Origin of the sequence: Rathayibacter sp. AY1F4 (assembly GCF_002931775.1) — a bacterium.
In the GTDB taxonomy this organism is placed as follows: domain Bacteria; phylum Actinomycetota; class Actinomycetes; order Actinomycetales; family Microbacteriaceae; genus Rathayibacter.
This window is the reverse complement of sequence record NZ_PSVE01000009.1, coordinates 13,033-28,765: the sequence shown is the minus strand read 5'-3', so window position 1 is coordinate 28,765 and position 15,733 is coordinate 13,033. Positions and strand designations below refer to the sequence as shown.

Genomic DNA, 15,733 nt, shown 5'->3' with positions numbered 1-15,733 from the left:
ACGGGGACCGGGGACCTCACCGGAGGACCACACTGCGAGCACGCAGAGAGGCCGGATCACTCCATGATCGGACGGGGGCGGACGTCTCCAGCTCGGCAGGGAGATGGCGTCTCGTGATCCGAGGAGCGGAGGCCTCGAGGTCCGGTGGATCGCCCCACGTCCCTGCCGGCTTGTCGCCGACGAGGCGCTGTGATCCGGTCTCACCGCCTCTCGGTCCACCGCCGACCTCCACCGCGCCGGAGGACAGGCGCCGCCCCGCTGCGGGAACGACGAAGGGCCCGGACGAATGAACGTCCGGGCCCTTCGGGGGAGGATCAGTGCTCGCTGTGCGAGCTCTCGAGCTCCTTCTGGGTGACGGGGGTGATCCGGTCCTCGAAGAACCAGCGGGAGAGGCCGGCGCGCACGCGCTGAGGGGCGGTGATGCGGCCACGCGAGTCCGGACGGATCATCAGCGGCTCGTACTCGTCCTGACCGACGAGCTTCCAGCGCTCGTACTCGTCGAGCTGCTGGTGCACCTCGATGAACTCGCCGCCGGGGAGGCGGACGATGCGGCCCGACTCGAAGCCGTGCAGCGCGATCTCGCGGTCCTTCTTCTGCAGCGCCAGGCAGATGCGCTTGGTGATGAAGTATGCGATGAACGGACCCGCGATGAGCAGGAACTGCAGGCTGTGGATCACGCCCTCCATCGTGAGGTGGAAGTGCGTCGCGATGAGGTCGGACGAGGCGGCGGCCCAGAGGACGGCGTAGAAGCTGACTCCGGCGGCACCGATCGCGGTGCGGGTCGCGGCGTTGCGCGGGCGGTCGAGCAGGTGGTGCTCGCGCTTGTCACCGGTGATCCACGCCTCGAGGAACGGGTAGAGCATGACCACAGCGATGAACAGTCCGAGGCCGACGAGCGGGATCAGGATGTTGAACGACAGGGTTCCGATGCCCGGGATGGCCCACTCGAGTCCCGGCGGGACGAGGCGCAGGGCGCCGTCGGCGAAGCCGATGTACCAGTCGGGCTGGGTTCCCGCGGAGACGGGCGAGGGGTCGTACGGGCCGTAGTTCCAGATCGGGTTGATCGTGAACAGCGAGGCGATGAGGACGACGACGCCGAAGACGATGAAGAAGAATCCACCGGCCTTCGCGGCGTAGACCGGCAGCACCGGGTAGCCGACGACGTTCTGCTCGGTCTTGCCCGCACCGGGGAACTGGGTGTGCTTGTGGACGACCACGAACACGAGGTGCAGGGCGATGAACGCGAGCACCAGCGCCGGCAGCAGCAGGATGTGCAGCGTATAGAGGCGGCCGACGATGTCGGTGCCCGGGAACTCGCCGCCGAAGAGCAGGAACGAGATCCAGGTGCCGACGATCGGAATGCCCTTGACCATGCCGTCGATGATGCGGAGGCCGTTGCCCGAGAGCAGGTCGTCGGGGAGCGAGTAGCCGGTGAAGCCCTCGGCCATCGCGAGGATGAAGAGGACGAAGCCGATGACCCAGTTGAGCTCGCGGGGCTTGCGGAACGCACCGGTGAAGAAGATGCGCAGCATGTGCAGGCCGATCGAGGCCACGAACAGCAGCGCCGCCCAGTGGTGGATCTGCCGCATCAGCAGGCCGCCGCGGATGTCGAAGGAGATGTCGAGCGAAGACGACATCGCCGCCGACATCTCGATGCCCTTGAGGGGCAGGTAGCTGCCCTCGTAGTGCGTCTCGACCATCGAGGCCTGGAAGAAGAAGGTGAGGAAGGTGCCCGACAGCAGGATGATGACGAAGCTGTAGAGCGCGACCTCGCCGAGGAGGAAGGACCAGTGGTCGGGGAAGATCTTGCGACCGAACTCCTTGACGACCGCGGAGATGCTCGTGCGCTCGTCGATGTAGTTCGACGCCGCTCCGACGTACCCCTTCTGGAACTTGCCGGATCCGAGGATGACGCCGTCCTCGGGCTCCGCGGGGGAGCTGGAGGGGCGTGAGGGGGTGGTGGTGGACATGTGAGTCATCGCTCCCAGAAGGACGGTCCGACGGGCTCCGTGAAGTCGCTTCTGGCGACCAGGTAACCCTCGGCGTCGACGGTGATGGGGAGCTGCGGAAGCGGACGCTTCGCCGGGCCGAAGATGACGGCGGCCTCGCGCGTGATGTCGAATTGCGACTGGTGGCACGGGCACAGCAGGTGGTGGGTCTGCTGCTCGTACAGCGCCACAGGGCAGCCGACGTGCGTGCAGATCTTGGAGTAGGCGACGATTCCGTCGTAGTTCCAGGTCTCGCGACCCTCACTGACGATGAGGTCCTCCGGCTTCAGGCGCATCAGGAGGACGGCGGCCTTGGCCTTCTCCTCCAGCTTGCCCTCGGCGTCGTTGAGGCCCTCGGGGATGACGTGGAAGGCGGATCCGAGGGTGACGTCCGATGCGAGGATCGGCGCTCCCGACGGGTCCAGGGTGAGCCTCGTGCCCTCTTCCCACAGGGTGGTCTTGAGGAGGGCGACGGGGTTCTGGTCCTGCGGGCCGAGGCCCCGGAACAGGATCACGGCGGGCAGGGGGAACACGACGAGGGAGGCGATCAGGCTGTTGCGGACGAGGGAGCGGCGGCCGAAGCCGGACTCCTTGTCGGACTGGTCGAAGATCTCGAGCGCACGGGCGCGGGTGGGCTCCGCGCTGCGGACGGGGTGGCGGATGTCGATGCCCTCGTGGTCCGACATGAGCTGCTTGCCCCAGTGGACGGCGGCGATGCCGATGCCCAGGAGCGCGAGGGACATGCCCAGGCCGATGAACAGCGTGTTCAGCCGGACCGACGCGACGTCCTCGGTGATCGGGAACGCCATGTACGCGGCGACCGCGAAGATCGAGCCCGCGAAGGAGAGGTAGAAGAGCGTGTACACCGTGCGCTCGGCACGCTTCTCGACCTTGGGGTCGAGGTCGGTCATCCGGGGGCGGTGCGGCGGGAGGCCCGGGTCCTGGACGCGATCCCGCGTCACGACCGCGGTGCCGGCCGGAGCCGTTCCGTGCCCGGTGGCCGACGAGGTGGCGAGGTCCGTGCCACCCTCATCGTGCTCTGCCATGGTTCTCCTTTTCACGCCGTGTCGGCACCAGTCGGTGCCGTGGGTCAGTCGCGCCCGTCAGGGCGCTGCAGTCGTCTAGTTGGATCGGGCGGTGATCCACACCGTCAGGGCCACGATCGCGCCGAGGCCGAAGATCCAGAGGAACAGGCCCTCTGCGACGGGTCCGAGGGAGCCGAGCGCGAATCCGCCCGGGGACGGGTTGGCCTCGATGTACTTGAGGTACGAGATGATGTCGCGCTTGTCCTCGGGCGAGATGTTGAGGTCGTTGAAGACCGGCATGTTCTGCGGGCCGGTGACCATCGCCTCGTAGATGTGCGCCTCGGTCACGCCGCCCAGCGGGGGAGCGAACTTGCCCTCGGTGAGCGCGCCGCCGGCTCCGGCGACGTTGTGGCACATGGCGCAGTTGATGCGGAACAGCTCGGCGCCGTTCGCCGCGTCGCCCTGTCCGTCGAGGACCTCGCCCTCGGGGATCGCGGGGCCGGGGGCCAGCGACGCGACGTAGGCGGCGAGCTCGCCGACCTGCTCGTCGGTGAACTGCACCGGCTTCTCGAGCGCCTGGGGGCCGTGCATCTGCATCGGCATGCGGCCGGTGCCGACCTGGAAGTCGACCGACGCCGCGCCCACTCCGATGAGGGAGGGAGCGTTGTCGGTGCCCGCGGCGTCGAGGCCGTGGCAGGTGGCGCAGTTCGCGGCGAAGAGCTTCGAGCCCTCGTCGATCGTCTGCTGGCTGGTGGACGACGTCTCGGCGGAGGCGGACGTCGCGACGCCGACCGCGGCGTAGGTCCCGCCGGTGAGCCCAAGGCCGATGGCGATCAGGGCCAGGGTGGCGAGCGGGTGGCGGCGACCCTTCTTGGCTCGGCTCTTCGTCTTCGGGGAGGCCATCGAGGCGTCCTTCCTGCGGGGGTCGGGAGTGGAGTGGGGCATCGGCGGGCGCGTCACTTGAGGAAGTAGATGACGGCGAACAGGCCGACCCAGACGACGTCGACGAAGTGCCAGTAGTACGAGACGACGATGGCGCTCGTCGCCTCCTTGTGGCCGAAGTTCTTGACCGCGAAGCCGCGGCCGATGACGAGGAGGAACGCGATCAGACCGCCGGTGACGTGCAGGGCGTGGAAGCCGGTCGTCAGGTAGAAGGCGGAGCCGTAGGCGTTGCTGGAGAGCGTGACGCCCTCGGAGACGAGGGTCCCGTACTCGAGCACCTGGCCGGAGACGAAGACCGCGCCCAGGGCGTAGGTGAGGAAGAACCACTCGACCATGCCCCACTTGAACGGGCTGAGGCCCGTCGCGCGCGGCTGCAGGCGCTCGGCGGCGAACACGCCGAACTGGCAGCTGAACGACGAGGCCACGAGGATCACCGTGTTCACGCCCGCGTAGGGGACGTTGAGGATCTGGGTCTCGGCGCCCCAGAGCTCGGGGGAGGTGCTGCGCAGGGTGAAGTAGATCGCGAAGAGGCCCGCGAAGAACATGACCTCGCTGCCCAGCCAGACGATCGTTCCGACCGCGACCGGGTTGGGTCGGTTCACTACGGGCGCGGTGGCCGTGGGGGAGAGAGAGGTGCTCGTCACACAGACCATTATGGCCGATGGCAGGGGAGGGAAGTCGCACTAGCCGGGAGGCGATCCTCGTCGCATAATCTGGGAGCCATGTCGGAAACCCTGTCCTGGCCGCACGTTCTCAGCGCACTCCTCGAGTCCTCCGATCTGAGCGTCTCCGAGGCGACGTGGGCCATGGAGCAGGTGATGGAGGGCGCGGCGACTCCGGCGCAGCTCGCCGGACTGCTGGTGGCCCTCCGGGCGAAGGGCGAGACCGTCGACGAGGTCGTCGGCTTCCGCGACGCGATCCTCGACCACGCGGTGCCGCTGGACGTGGACCCGATGGCCCTGGACATCGTCGGGACGGGCGGGGACCGCTTCGGGACCGTCAACATCTCCTCCACCGCGTCGATCATCGCGGCCGCCGCCGGCACGCCCGTCGTGAAGCACGGGAACAAGGCCGCGTCCTCCTCCTCCGGCTCCTCCGACGTGCTCGCGGCACTCGGGGTCGACCTCTCCCTCTCCCCCGAGCGGGTGGCCGAGGTGTTCCGGCGGACGGGGATCGCCTTCGTCTTCGCGTCCCTCTTCCACCCCGGCTTCCGGCACGCCGGTCCGGTGCGCGCCGAGCTGGGCGTGCCGACGGTGTTCAACTTCCTCGGCCCGCTCTGCAATCCGGCGCGTCCCGAGGCCTCTGCGGTCGGGGTGGCGCACCTCGACCGGGTGCCGCTGGTCGTCGGCGTGTTCCGGACGCGCGGGGCGACGGCTCTGGTGTTCCGCGGGGACGACGGCCTCGACGAGCTCACCACCACGGGTCACAGCCACATCTGGGAGGTGTCGCGCGGCTCCGTGGTCGAGCACGACCTCGACCCGCGCGACCTGGGCCTGCCCCGCGCGCGGATCGACGACCTGCGCGGCCGCGACGCCGCCTACAACGCGAGCGTGGTGCGCTCGGTGCTCGCGGGAGACGGCGGCCCCGTCCGCGACATCGTCCTTCTGAACGCGGCCGCAGGCCTCGCGGCGTTCGACCTGGCGCGCGACCCGGACCTGGTGCGCACGCCCGTCCTGGAGCGCCTGCGGACGTCGATGGACCGCGCGGCGGAGGCCGTCGACTCCGGGGCCGCCACGGCCAAGCTCGAGGAGTGGGTCCGCGAGACGCAGCGCGCCGTCGTCCCGCTGCCGTAGGCGCGAGCGCAGGGCGTAACGTGGGGCTGCTGTCCGCGACGGTGCGGGCGGCGATCCACCACGCGCCGGATCGCCCGCAGGTCACGGGACGCCCGAGTGGTGGCCCGATCCTGGAGGAGACCTCGATGAAGAAGCTCATCAACGACCCGAAGAACGTCGTCACGGAGTCGGTGGCCGGCTTCGGCCTGGCGCACGCCGACCTGGTGCGGGTGGTGCCGGATCCCCTGTTCGTGGTGCGGGCCGACGCGCCCCGCTCGGGCAAGGTGGGCATCGTCAGCGGAGGCGGCAGCGGGCACGAGCCGCTGCACGCGGGCTTCGTCGGATTCGGGATGCTGGACGCCGCCGTCCCGGGTCCCGTCTTCACCTCGCCCACGCCCGACCCGATCGTCGCGGCCACGCAGGCCGTCGACGGCGGCGCGGGTGTGCTGCACATCGTGAAGAACTACACGGGCGACGTCCTGAACTTCGAGACCGCGGCCGACCTCGCCGGCGCCGAGGGGATCGAGGTGCGCAGCGTGATCGTCGACGACGACGTCGCGGTGAAGGACTCGCTCTACACCGCGGGCCGCCGCGGGGTGGCCGGCACCGTGCTGGTCGAGCGGATCGCGGGCGCCGCGGCCGAGCGGGGCGACTCCCTCGACGAGGTCGCGACGATCGCCGAGACGGTGATCGCGAACGTGCGCTCGATGGGCGTCGCCCTCACGCCGTGCATCGTCCCGCACGCGGGCGAGCCGAGCTTCGAGCTGGGCGAGGACGAGATCGAGATCGGCATCGGCATCCACGGCGAGCCCGGCCGGGAGAAGATCGCGCTGGAGCCGGCCGACCGCATCGTCGACCGGATCCTCGGCCCGATCCTGGAGGACCTGCCGTTCTCCTCCGGGGACGAGGTGCTGCTCCTGGTGAACGGCATGGGCGGCACGCCGCAGATCGAGCTGTACCTCGCCTACCGCCGCGCAGCCGAGGCGCTGGCCGAGAAGGGGATCACCGTCGCACGCAGCCTCGTCGGCAACTACACGACGTCGCTCGAGATGCAGGGCTTCTCGCTCACCGTCCTCAAGCTCGACGACGCCCTGACCGAGCTGTGGGACTCCCCGGTGCAGACCGCGGCGCTGCGGTGGGGACGCTGAGCGCCCGCGCGCGCACCATGACCGGAACGACAGCCGCAGGAGCGGCGCACGAGGAGGAGACGACCATGCAGGACGCACAGGGAGCCGGGCTCGACGCGGCGTGGGCGACGGCGTGGATCCGCCGCGCCGCCGAGTCGATCGCGGAGCACCGGGTCGAGCTGATCACGCTCGACCGGGCGATCGGCGACGGGGACCACGGCGAGAACATGGACCGCGGCTTCCAGGCGGTGGTCGCGAAGCTAGACGCGGCGCCGGAGCAGGGGCTCCCGGCGGACGTGCTCAAGCTGGTCGCGACGACGCTCATCTCCACCGTCGGCGGCGCCTCGGGCCCGCTGTTCGGCACGGCGTTCCTGAAGGCCTCCGCCGCGGTCGCGGGCGAGGTCGCGCTCGAGGGCGCGGACGTCGCAGCGCTCCTGGCCGCGGCGAGGGACGGCATCGTGCTCCGCGGCAAGGCCGAGGTGGGCGACAAGACGATGGTGGACGCGTGGACGCCGGCGGTCGACGCGGCCGCGGCCGCCGCCGAGGAGGGAGCGGCTCCGGCCGACGTCCTCGCCGCGGCGGCGGAGGCGGCGCAGAGCGGAGCGGAGTCGACGGACCCGCTGGTCGCCCGCAAGGGACGAGCCAGCTACCTCGGCGAGCGCGCCATCGGGCACCGTGATCCCGGCAGCGTGTCGACCGTGCTCCTGCTCCGCGCAGCGGCCGAGGCGGCAGCGTGAGCGTCGGGCTGGTCCTGGTCTCGCACAGCGCGCAGCTGGCGGAGGGGCTGGTCGAGCTCGCGGAGCAGATGGCGGCCTCGGTCGCGCTGGTCGCCGCGGGCGGGACGGACGACGGCGGCATCGGCACCAGCTTCGACCGCATCACGGCGGCGCTGGCGGAGGCGGACTCCGGCGAGGGGGTCGTCGTCCTCTGCGACCTCGGCTCGGCGATCATGACGGCGGAGACCGCGGTCGAGTTCCTCGGCGACGACGCGCGCGCCCGGGTCCGGATCGCCGACGCCCCGCTGGTGGAGGGGGCGGTCGCGGCCGCCGTCGCCGCGGGCACGGGGGCGTCGCTGGACGAGGTGCTCGCCGCCGCGGAGTCGGCCCGGGGCGAGGCGCTCGCTGCTCCCGCCGAGGAGGCTCCGCCCGGTGACGAGCGCGTGCAGCGCCGCGTCCGCCTCATCAACCCGAACGGCCTGCACGCCCGTCCCGCGGCCGACTTCGTGACGCTCGCCGCCACCTTCGACGCCCGGATCGACGCGAACGGCAAGGACGCCACGAGCCTGCTCGGCGTGATGTCGCTGGGGCTCGACCGCGGGGACGAGGTCGTCCTCTCGGCGTCGGGGCCGCAGGCCCAGGAGGCGGTCGGCCGGCTCGGCGATCTGGTCGAGTCGGGCTTCGGCGAGGTGTAGCGCGCCGTCGACCGGTCCAGGGACCGCGGAGGCGCCTCCTCCTACGCTGAGCGCATGGCCCTTCGCGGAACCCGACCCCCGTCCGTCCTGCTCCGCCGACTCGTCACCGTCCCGCGCGTCGTGCGCCGGGCGGACGCTCGTGCGGCCCGGCGGCTGAACGCCCGTCGGCCGTCGCCCGTCGTCGACGGGGCGCTCGTGGGGCTCTCCCGGGCCGCGGACCACGGAGTCCTCTGGGCCGGCGTCGGCGTTCTGCTGCTCCTGGCGGGGCGTCCCCGCGAGGCTCTGCGGGGGACCGCCTCGCTCGCTGCGGCCAGCGCGCTCGCGAACCTGGTCGGCAAGCGCGTGTTCGGCGGCGACCGGCCGCTCCTCGTCGACGTCCCGGTCGGCCGGCGCCTGGCGACGGTGCCGACGTCGGCGTCCTTCCCCTCGGGGCACGCGGCGAGCGCCGCCGCCTTCGCCGCCGGGGTCGCGCTCGAGTCGCCCCGAGTGGGGGCGGCGGTCGCCCCGCTCGCCGCCGCCGTGGCCTTCTCCCGCCTGCACGTCGGCGTCCACTGGCTCTCGGACGTCCTCGGCGGCGCGGCGCTCGGCGCGGCGGTCGCGGTCGTCGGCCGAGCCGTCCTGCCGGCCGAGCCGCGCCACGTGCCCGTCTCGGAGCGCGCGACCCGGCCCCCCGTCGATCGCAGCCCGCTGGGGGACGGCGCCGCCCTCCTCGTGGTCCTCAACCCCGGCGCGGGCCGGGACTCGCACCGCCCCGATCCCGAGCCGCTGGTCCGAGCCCGGTTCCCGAAGGCGCGCGTGCACCGGCTGACCGAGGGGGAGGACCTCGCCGACGTGGTGCGCGAGGCGCGCTCGGGGGACTCTCCGCCCCGGGTGCTCGGGATCTACGGCGGGGACGGGACCATGTCGGTCGGTGCCGCTCTCGCCCGCGCCGAGGGGATGACGCTGCTCGTGCTGCCGGGCGGGACCATGAACCACTTCGCGAAGGCGCTGGGGCTGCTCACCGTCCAGGACGCGCTCGACGCGGCGACGATCGGCGAGCGCCGCGACGTCGACGTGGCCGAGGTCGTCGCGGACGGGGGAGACCCGGTCACGGTGCTCAACACGGTCTCGATCGGCGTCTACCCGGAGTTCGTCGCGGCCCGCGAGAAGCGCGAGAAGCGGATCGGGAAGCCGCTCGCCGCCGTGATCGCGGCCCTCTCGGTCGTGCGGCGCACCGATCCGTTCGAGCTCCGGCGCGACGGGCGCACGCAGCTCGTCTGGTCGTACTTCGTCGGGGTGAACCAGGAGCACCCGCGCACGGCCGCCCCGCTCGCCCGGCGTCGGCTCGACGACGGCCACCTCGACGTGCGCATCCTGCACTCAGGACGGACTCCGCGCACCCGGGGAGCGTTCTCGCTCCTGCTCGGCCGTACGGCGACCCCGGTGGTCGGCCGTGTGCCCGGCTGGCGGGCACCGGTGGTGGAGTCGTTCTCGACGCCGGAGATCACCGTCGGCGCGCGCCGACCCGCGGGGGACGACCCCGAGTGGGCGCACGACGGCGAGACCGAGCGCTTCGACGGCTCCCGCGACGGATTCGACGAGGCCGTGGTGCGGATCGTGCCGCTGGGCCTGCGGGTCTACGCGACCGCCGACTAGGGGGCGGTGCCGGCCCGGTCCCCGCCGTCCGGATCCGCCAGCAGCTCGGCCAGCGCGTCGAGGGCGGCGACCTGCCCGGCCACCACCAGCGAGCGGGCCTCGTCGAGCGGGTGCCACCGGGCGTCCTCCAGCTCGGGGAAGCTGCGCAGCACGCCGGAGCCCCGCGGCCACTCCAGCTCGAAGGTGTTGCTCGCGACGAAGGCGGTGTCCGCGAGTCCGCGCCCGGCGAAGACCGTGACGGTCTTGGCAGCGCTCTGCCGGAACGCGCCGAGGAGGGTCAGCTCCCCGTCGGGCGGAGGAGCGCCGGTCTCCTCCTCGAATTCGCGGCGCGCGGCGTCCAGCGGCGTCTCGCCGCCCGTGTGCACGCCCTTCGGGATCGTCCACGCGCGGGGGCGCCGGGTCCAGAAGGGGCCGCCCATCCGCCCGAGGAACACCTCGGTGCCGGAGGGGCCCTCGCGGTGCAGCAGGATCCCCGCGCTCGTCACCGCGGCCATCGCGTCTCTCCGGTCATCCCGCCATCCTGCCCCGCGCCCGTGGAAGGATCGGCAGGACCCGCCCGCGACCGCACGGAGTGAACCATGCACGACCACGAGATCCTCCGACAGCTGCGCGACGCGCTCGGCGACGCGGTCCTGACCGAGGGCCCCGGGTTCGAGGCCGTGCACACCGACAAGTCGGGCTTCTCCGCACCGGGTCGCGCGCTCGCGCTCGTCGCTGCCCGCTCGGTCGAGGACGTGCAGGCGGCGCTGCGCATAGCGACGGAGCACCGGCTCCCGGTCGTGCCGCGCGGAGCGGGAACGGGCCTCGCTGCCGGGGGAGTGGCGAGCGAGGGAGCGCTCGTCCTCTCGACCGCCGCCATGGACCGCATCCTCGAGGTGTCGCTCGAGGACGAGCTGGCGGTCGTCGAGCCCGGGGTCATCAATCAGGCGCTGTCGGACGCCGTCGCTCCGCACGGCCTCGTCTTCTCGCCCGACCCCGCGAGCCGCGCGATCTCGAGCATCGGCGGAAACATCGCGACGAACGCCGGGGGGCTGCTGTGCGCCAAGTACGGCGTGACCCGCGAAGCGGTGCTCGGGTTGACGGTCGTCCTCCCCGACGGACGACTGCTCCGCACCGGCCGCCGCAGCGTGAAGGGAGTCACCGGGTACGACCTCACCGCGCTCCTGACCGGCTCCGAGGGGACGCTGGGCGTCATCGTGGAGGCCACCGTGAAGCTCCGCCCGATCCCGACCGGGCGCGTGGTCACGGTCGGCGCGTACTTCCCGAGCGTCGTCGCCGCGGCCGCCGCCTCCGCCGCGATCACCGCCGCGCGGCTCCGTCCCGCGGTGATGGAGCTGATGGACGAGGCGGCGCTCGCCGCCATCTCGCGCTACACCGGAGCGGCCCTGGACCGCGGTGCCGCCTACCTCCTCGTCCAGACGGACGGCGGAGGAGCGGCGGAGGAGTCGCAGCGCGTCCTCGAGATCGTGACCGCCTCCGGGGGCGCCGCCGAGGCGACCGAGGACCCGGCCGAGGGTGAGGCTCTGCTGGTCGTCCGTCGGGCCTTCCACCCGGCGCTCGAGGCGGAGGGCCGGGTGCTGATCGAGGACGTCTGCGTGCCCCGCTCCGCGCTGCCGGCGATGTTCGCGGCGATCCGCGGCATCGAGGAGCGGACGGGCCTCAGCATCCCCACCGTCGCCCACGCGGGGGACGGGAACCTCCATCCGAACTTCGTGCTGCCCGCGGGGGACGGACCCGTGGGGGATGGCGTCTGGGACGCCGCCGCGGAGCTCTTCCGCACGGCCCTGGCCCTCGGCGGCACGCTCACGGGCGAGCACGGCGTGGGACTGCTCAAGCGGCGCTGGCTGGCGGAGGAGCTGGGCGAGGACTCGCTGGCGCTCCAGCGCGGGATCAAGGCCGTGTTCGACCCGCTGGGGATCATGAACCCGGGGAAGGTCTTCTGAGGAGGGCGCCTCGGGCTACAGCAGCTCGGCCGTGATCATCGAGGCGGTGAGCACGATCGTCGCCGCGGACATGAGCCAGTAGAGGACCGTCTCGCGCCAGGACCCGGCGGAGCCCAGGACGGGCAGCGCGGCGTAGCCTCCGGTGGTCCAGACGTGGCGCAGCGGTGTCCGGCGCAGGCGCCGTGGCAGGCGCACGCGCAGCGGCCACAGCCAGTTGATCCCGCCGGTCGTGAGGGCGTCGCCGGCCACGTGCACGAGGTAGCCCAGCGTCGCGGCGACCCGGAGCCACGCCCAGGTGCCGTCGGCGAGCGCGACGAGCAGGACCGTGACGACCGTCGCCCCGGCCCAGGCGATGCGCCAGGAGGGGGCGGCCCGGACGGCCTTCGCGGCGAACGCGAGAGCCGGCAGCGTGAGCACGGCGGCCACGGCGACGGGGCCGACGACCGGCACCGGGAAGCGCAGTGCCGTGAGCACCGGCACCAGGTACCAGACGACGGCGACCGCGAGCAGCGAGTGCATCCCGTGCCGGTGCCCTCCGCTGATCCGGCCCGCGGTCGCCGTGAGCAGGGAGGCGCCCGGCGCCGAGCGGGAGACCGTCGCGCTCGCGTGGTCCGCGTCGGGCACCAGCGCCCAGCCGGCGGCGACTCCGAGGCCGACCAGCCTGAGGTCGAGCGGGAGACCCGCGAGGCCGAGGGGTCCGGCGACGCCGGGCACGGAGGCGGCCACGGCCCAGGCGAGCGCACCGGACACGGCGTGCGAGCGGCCCATCATCGCGGGTCGGCTCCTTCGACTGGGCGCTGCGACGACGGAGGACGGCCGCGGCGGGACGAGAGAACCCCCGGCCGAGTGCGTGAGCACGGACCGGGGGTGAGGGTGGGCGATACCGGACTCGAACCGATGACCTCTTCCGTGTGAAGGAAGCGCGCTACCAACTGCGCCAATCGCCCAGGGGGACGTGCTGGACGACCCGAGAGACGATCGTAGCGGATCCGCGGGGCCCGGATGCACCGCCGACGCCCGCCACGCCCGGGTGAACGGACGGCGACCAGCCGGTTTCGCGCGGAAAGACGCGGATCGGACTCCGAGCGGCGGGATCGGCGTCCGCTCGATTTGGATTCCGGCGCCGCTGTCGTATACATTCTTCTAGGTCGAGCCGGGCAGCGAAAGCGCCGGACAGGCAGCACGACAGCACGACACACAAGACGGCAACACCAGTACGACCTACATGCGGATGTGGCGCAGCGGTAGCGCATCACCTTGCCAAGGTGAGGGTCGCGAGTTCGAATCTCGTCATCCGCTCGAACACCGGTCCTCGGACCGGCGTCATCGGGACGGCACCCTCGGGTGCCTCCCACCTGGTCGGCCCTCGGGCCGCCGACACCGAATCCCGTACACGGTGGATTGGCCGAGAGGCGAGGCAGCGGCCTGCAAAGCCGTATACACGGGTTCGAATCCCGTATCCACCTCGATCGTTCACCGAACGAGGTGCTCCGCACGGAGCAACGGGCGATTGGCGCAGCGGTAGCGCGCTTCCCTGACACGGAAGAGGTCACTGGTTCGATCCCAGTATCGCCCACCACGAGAACCCCCGGCCCCTGGCCGGGGGTTCTGTCGTTCCCGGCTCCGGCGCTACCCTCGCAGGATGCCCGCCCCGATCCCCGTCGACGACCAGGGCACCCTCCTGCGGCTCGTCTCGCGGGACGACGGACCTGCCCTCGCCGCCGCGTACCGGCGCAACCGCCGGCACCTCGCGCCCTGGGAGCCGACGCGCTCGACCCGCTTCTTCGAGGCGGGGGGCCAGACCGACGCCGTCGCGGACGCGCTCGCCGCGCATCGGGCCGGCAGCGTCCTCCCGCTCGTCCTCGACGCGGGCGGCGTGATCGTCGGTCGGCTGACTCTCGCGAACATCGTCCGCGGCGCCTTCGACAGCGGCGATCTCGGCTACTGGCTCGACAGCGGTCTGCAGGGCCGCGGCGTGATGACCCGCGCGGTCGGAGCCGTCCTGCGCACCGCGCGGGAGGATCTGGGGCTGCACCGCGTGCAGGCCGGGACGCTCCTCCACAACGTCGGATCGCAGACCGTGCTGCAGCGCAACGGCTTCGAGCGGATCGGCGTCGCGCGGCGATACCTGCGGATCGCCGGGGAGTGGCAGGACCACGTCCTCTTCCAGGCGCTGCTCGAGGGCGGCCCGCTCCAGCCTCCGCCGACTCCGCTCGTCTAGGGTGAGCGGCGCCGGCCTTCTCCCGGCGCTCCGAGCGGGAGGGACGCGCCCATGACCACGCGGCACATCGGCGGACGAGAGTTCGACTTCGAGCGGCAGGTGGCCGTGATGGCGGTCGTGAATCGCACTCCCGACTCCTTCTACGACAAGGGCTCCACCTTCGCCCTGGACAGCGCCATCGCGGCCGCCGCGCGCGCCGCGGAGCTCGGCGCCGACTGGGTCGACATCGGCGGAGTGCCGTTCGGCCGCGGCCCCGCCGTCACGCTCCAGGAGGAGCTCGACCGGGTCGTCCCCGTCGTGGCGGGCATCGCGGAGCGGAGCGACGTGGTCGTCTCGGTGGACACGACGAGCGCCGAGGTCGCGCACGCGAGCATCGCCGTGGGCGCCTCCGTCATCAACGACACGAGCGGGCTGCACGACCCCCGGATGCTCGAGGTCGTCGCCTCCTCCTCCGCTCAGCTCGTCATCACCCACAGCGTGGGCGCTCCCCGCAGCGAGCCGGAGAGACCCGAGTACGACGACGTCGTGGCGACGGTGGTCGACCACCTGCGGAGCCGGGTCGATCGCGCGCTCTCGGGTGGAGTGCCTGCCGGGAGGATCATCGTCGATCCGGGCCATGACCTGAACAAGAACACCCTGCACACGCTCGAGCTCACCCGCCGGCTGGGCGAGGTGGCCGCGCTCGGCTTCCCGGTGCTCGCCGCGGTCTCCAACAAGGACTTCATCGGCGAGGCGCTGGACCGGCCGCAGGGGGAGCGCCTCGAGGGCTCCCTCGCCGCCGCGGTGATCTGCATCCTGAACGGTGCGCGGATCGTGCGCATGCACGACGTGCGCCAGGCGGTGGACGCCGTGCGGATGACGGAGGCGGTGCTCGGCTGGCGGGCGCCCGTCTTCCTCCGCCACAACGTGGAGCCGGCGGCGTGAGCGCCCGCATCGACGGCCTGTCGCCGGCCGTGCAGGACCTGTCCGACGAGGCTCTGCTGGCCCTCTACGCGGACGGGGCCGGCGAGCAGTGGCTCCGGGTCAACTTCGTCGCGAGCGTCGACGGAGCGGTCACCCGCGACGGCGTCTCGGGCGATCTCGGGGGAGCGGCCGACCTGCGCGTGTTCGACCTGCTCCGTCGGCTCGCCGACGTCGTGCTCGTCGCGGCCGGCACGGTGCGGACCGAGGGCTACGGTCCGATGGTGCTGAGCGACGAGTCCGTGCGGGCGCGGCTCGGCACCGGGCGCGCCCCGCAGCCCGTCTTCGCGATCGTCTCGGGGTCGCTCGACCTCGATCCCGCCTCGCGGATCTTCACCGAGGCGCCGGTGCGCCCGATCGTCGTGACCACCGGCTCCTCGCCGGCCCGCCGCCGCGCGGAGCTCGCCGAGGTCGCCGACGTGCTCGTCTGCGGCGACGCAGAGCTCGACGCGACGCGGATGCGGGCGCAGCTCGCGGAGCGGGGGCTCGGCAGGATCCACTGCGAGGGCGGTCCGTCGCTGCTCGGGACCCTCCTCGCGGCGGACGCCGTCGACGAGCTCTGCCTGACCGTCGCTCCGACGCTCGAGGCGGGGGACTCCGGGAGGCTCGCCCGCGGCGACGTCCCCGGACCGCGCCCGCAGCACCTGGCGCACGTGCTCAGCGCCGGCGACACGCTGCTCCTGCGCTACCTCCGCCGGCGCTGACCCGC

General features: G+C 72.5%; 15 protein-coding genes and 4 tRNA genes. 12 read left to right on the top strand and 7 right to left on the bottom strand.

The genetic code is table 11. The annotated features are described in order from the left end of the window. Nucleotides 1–314 precede the first annotated feature (314 nt). The 4 genes from C5C59_RS07350 to C5C59_RS07335 all read right to left on the bottom strand — a co-directional run bounded on the left by C5C59_RS07350 (nucleotide 315) and on the right by C5C59_RS07335 (nucleotide 4,608). A complete protein-coding gene (locus tag C5C59_RS07350; protein WP_104224650.1) occupies nucleotides 315–1,970 on the bottom strand; it encodes a ubiquinol-cytochrome c reductase cytochrome b subunit in 1,656 nt (551 codons plus the stop codon). Nucleotides 1,971–1,975: 5 nt separating this feature from the next. Beyond that, nucleotides 1,976–3,034, bottom strand: coding sequence for a ubiquinol-cytochrome c reductase iron-sulfur subunit (locus C5C59_RS07345; RefSeq protein WP_104225358.1), 1,059 nt, complete (start codon nucleotides 3,032–3,034; stop codon nucleotides 1,976–1,978). Nucleotides 3,035–3,109: 75 nt separating this feature from the next. Continuing rightward, nucleotides 3,110–3,916 carry a c-type cytochrome gene (locus tag C5C59_RS07340; protein ID WP_104224648.1) on the bottom strand — a complete coding sequence of 269 codons (807 nt, stop codon included), beginning with the start codon at nucleotides 3,914–3,916 and terminating at the stop codon, nucleotides 3,110–3,112. A 53-nt stretch (nucleotides 3,917–3,969) separates the two neighbouring features. Next, nucleotides 3,970–4,608 (bottom strand): heme-copper oxidase subunit III, encoded by a 639-nt coding sequence (locus tag C5C59_RS07335; protein WP_104239313.1) that lies wholly within the window; start codon nucleotides 4,606–4,608, stop codon nucleotides 3,970–3,972. Nucleotides 4,609–4,677: 69 nt separating this feature from the next. Between C5C59_RS07335 and trpD the strand changes: the two genes are divergently transcribed. The 5 genes from trpD (at nucleotide 4,678) to C5C59_RS07310 (ending at nucleotide 9,900) form a co-directional block, all read left to right on the top strand. Further along, on the top strand, nucleotides 4,678–5,748 hold the full coding sequence (gene trpD / locus C5C59_RS07330) for an anthranilate phosphoribosyltransferase (protein ID WP_104239314.1): 1,071 nt from the start codon (nucleotides 4,678–4,680) through the stop codon (nucleotides 5,746–5,748). Nucleotides 5,749–5,873: 125 nt separating this feature from the next. Then, the gene (gene dhaK, locus C5C59_RS07325; protein WP_104233337.1) at nucleotides 5,874–6,875 is read left to right on the top strand and encodes a dihydroxyacetone kinase subunit DhaK; all 1,002 of its coding nucleotides are present in this window, start codon (nucleotides 5,874–5,876) and stop codon (nucleotides 6,873–6,875) included. A gap of 65 nt (nucleotides 6,876–6,940) precedes the next feature. Beyond that, nucleotides 6,941–7,591: a dihydroxyacetone kinase subunit DhaL gene (gene dhaL, locus C5C59_RS07320; protein WP_104233336.1), complete on the top strand. Its 651-nt coding sequence runs from the start codon at nucleotides 6,941–6,943 to the stop codon at nucleotides 7,589–7,591. Then, the gene (dhaM, locus tag C5C59_RS07315; RefSeq protein WP_104239315.1) at nucleotides 7,588–8,265 is read left to right on the top strand and encodes a dihydroxyacetone kinase phosphoryl donor subunit DhaM; all 678 of its coding nucleotides are present in this window, start codon (nucleotides 7,588–7,590) and stop codon (nucleotides 8,263–8,265) included. Before dhaL ends, dhaM begins: the two co-directional genes overlap by 4 nt. 54 nt (nucleotides 8,266–8,319) lie before the next feature. Beyond that, entirely contained in the window at nucleotides 8,320–9,900 is a 1,581-nt protein-coding gene (locus C5C59_RS07310; RefSeq protein ID WP_104239316.1) for a bifunctional phosphatase PAP2/diacylglycerol kinase family protein, read from the top strand. Here the strand turns inward: C5C59_RS07310 and C5C59_RS07305 are convergent. Further along, entirely contained in the window at nucleotides 9,897–10,394 is a 498-nt protein-coding gene (locus C5C59_RS07305) for an NUDIX domain-containing protein (protein ID WP_104239317.1), read from the bottom strand. The genes C5C59_RS07310 and C5C59_RS07305 overlap by 4 nt on opposite strands. A gap of 84 nt (nucleotides 10,395–10,478) precedes the next feature. Here C5C59_RS07305 and C5C59_RS07300 point away from each other — a divergent pair, with 84 nt between their 5' ends. Beyond that, nucleotides 10,479–11,843, top strand: a complete 1,365-nt coding sequence (locus C5C59_RS07300) for an FAD-binding oxidoreductase (RefSeq protein ID WP_104251251.1) — start codon at nucleotides 10,479–10,481, stop codon at nucleotides 11,841–11,843. Nucleotides 11,844–11,858: 15 nt separating this feature from the next. Here the strand turns inward: C5C59_RS07300 and C5C59_RS07295 are convergent, their stop codons facing one another. After that, nucleotides 11,859–12,614 (bottom strand): metal-dependent hydrolase, encoded by a 756-nt coding sequence (locus C5C59_RS07295; protein ID WP_104239708.1) that lies wholly within the window; start codon nucleotides 12,612–12,614, stop codon nucleotides 11,859–11,861. Between the two features lie 103 nt (nucleotides 12,615–12,717). Next, a tRNA-Val gene (locus C5C59_RS07290) sits at nucleotides 12,718–12,790 on the bottom strand. Between the two features lie 280 nt (nucleotides 12,791–13,070). Between C5C59_RS07290 and C5C59_RS07285 the strand changes: the two genes are divergently transcribed. The 6 genes from C5C59_RS07285 to C5C59_RS07260 all read left to right on the top strand — a co-directional run bounded on the left by C5C59_RS07285 (nucleotide 13,071) and on the right by C5C59_RS07260 (nucleotide 15,728). Then, a tRNA-Gly gene (locus C5C59_RS07285) sits at nucleotides 13,071–13,142 on the top strand. Nucleotides 13,143–13,238: 96 nt separating this feature from the next. Beyond that, nucleotides 13,239–13,309: transfer RNA gene (locus tag C5C59_RS07280), tRNA-Cys, on the top strand. Between the two features lie 38 nt (nucleotides 13,310–13,347). Beyond that, a tRNA-Val gene (locus C5C59_RS07275) sits at nucleotides 13,348–13,422 on the top strand. Nucleotides 13,423–13,485: 63 nt separating this feature from the next. Next, on the top strand, nucleotides 13,486–14,064 hold the full coding sequence (locus tag C5C59_RS07270; protein WP_104225349.1) for a GNAT family N-acetyltransferase: 579 nt from the start codon (nucleotides 13,486–13,488) through the stop codon (nucleotides 14,062–14,064). Between the two features lie 51 nt (nucleotides 14,065–14,115). Then, nucleotides 14,116–14,988, top strand: coding sequence for a dihydropteroate synthase (gene folP / locus C5C59_RS07265; RefSeq protein ID WP_104239452.1), 873 nt, complete (start codon nucleotides 14,116–14,118; stop codon nucleotides 14,986–14,988). Then, nucleotides 14,985–15,728 carry a pyrimidine reductase family protein gene (locus tag C5C59_RS07260; RefSeq protein ID WP_104239453.1) on the top strand — a complete coding sequence of 248 codons (744 nt, stop codon included), beginning with the start codon at nucleotides 14,985–14,987 and terminating at the stop codon, nucleotides 15,726–15,728. The genes folP and C5C59_RS07260 overlap by 4 nt, the downstream gene beginning before the upstream one ends. Nucleotides 15,729–15,733 lie beyond the last annotated feature (5 nt).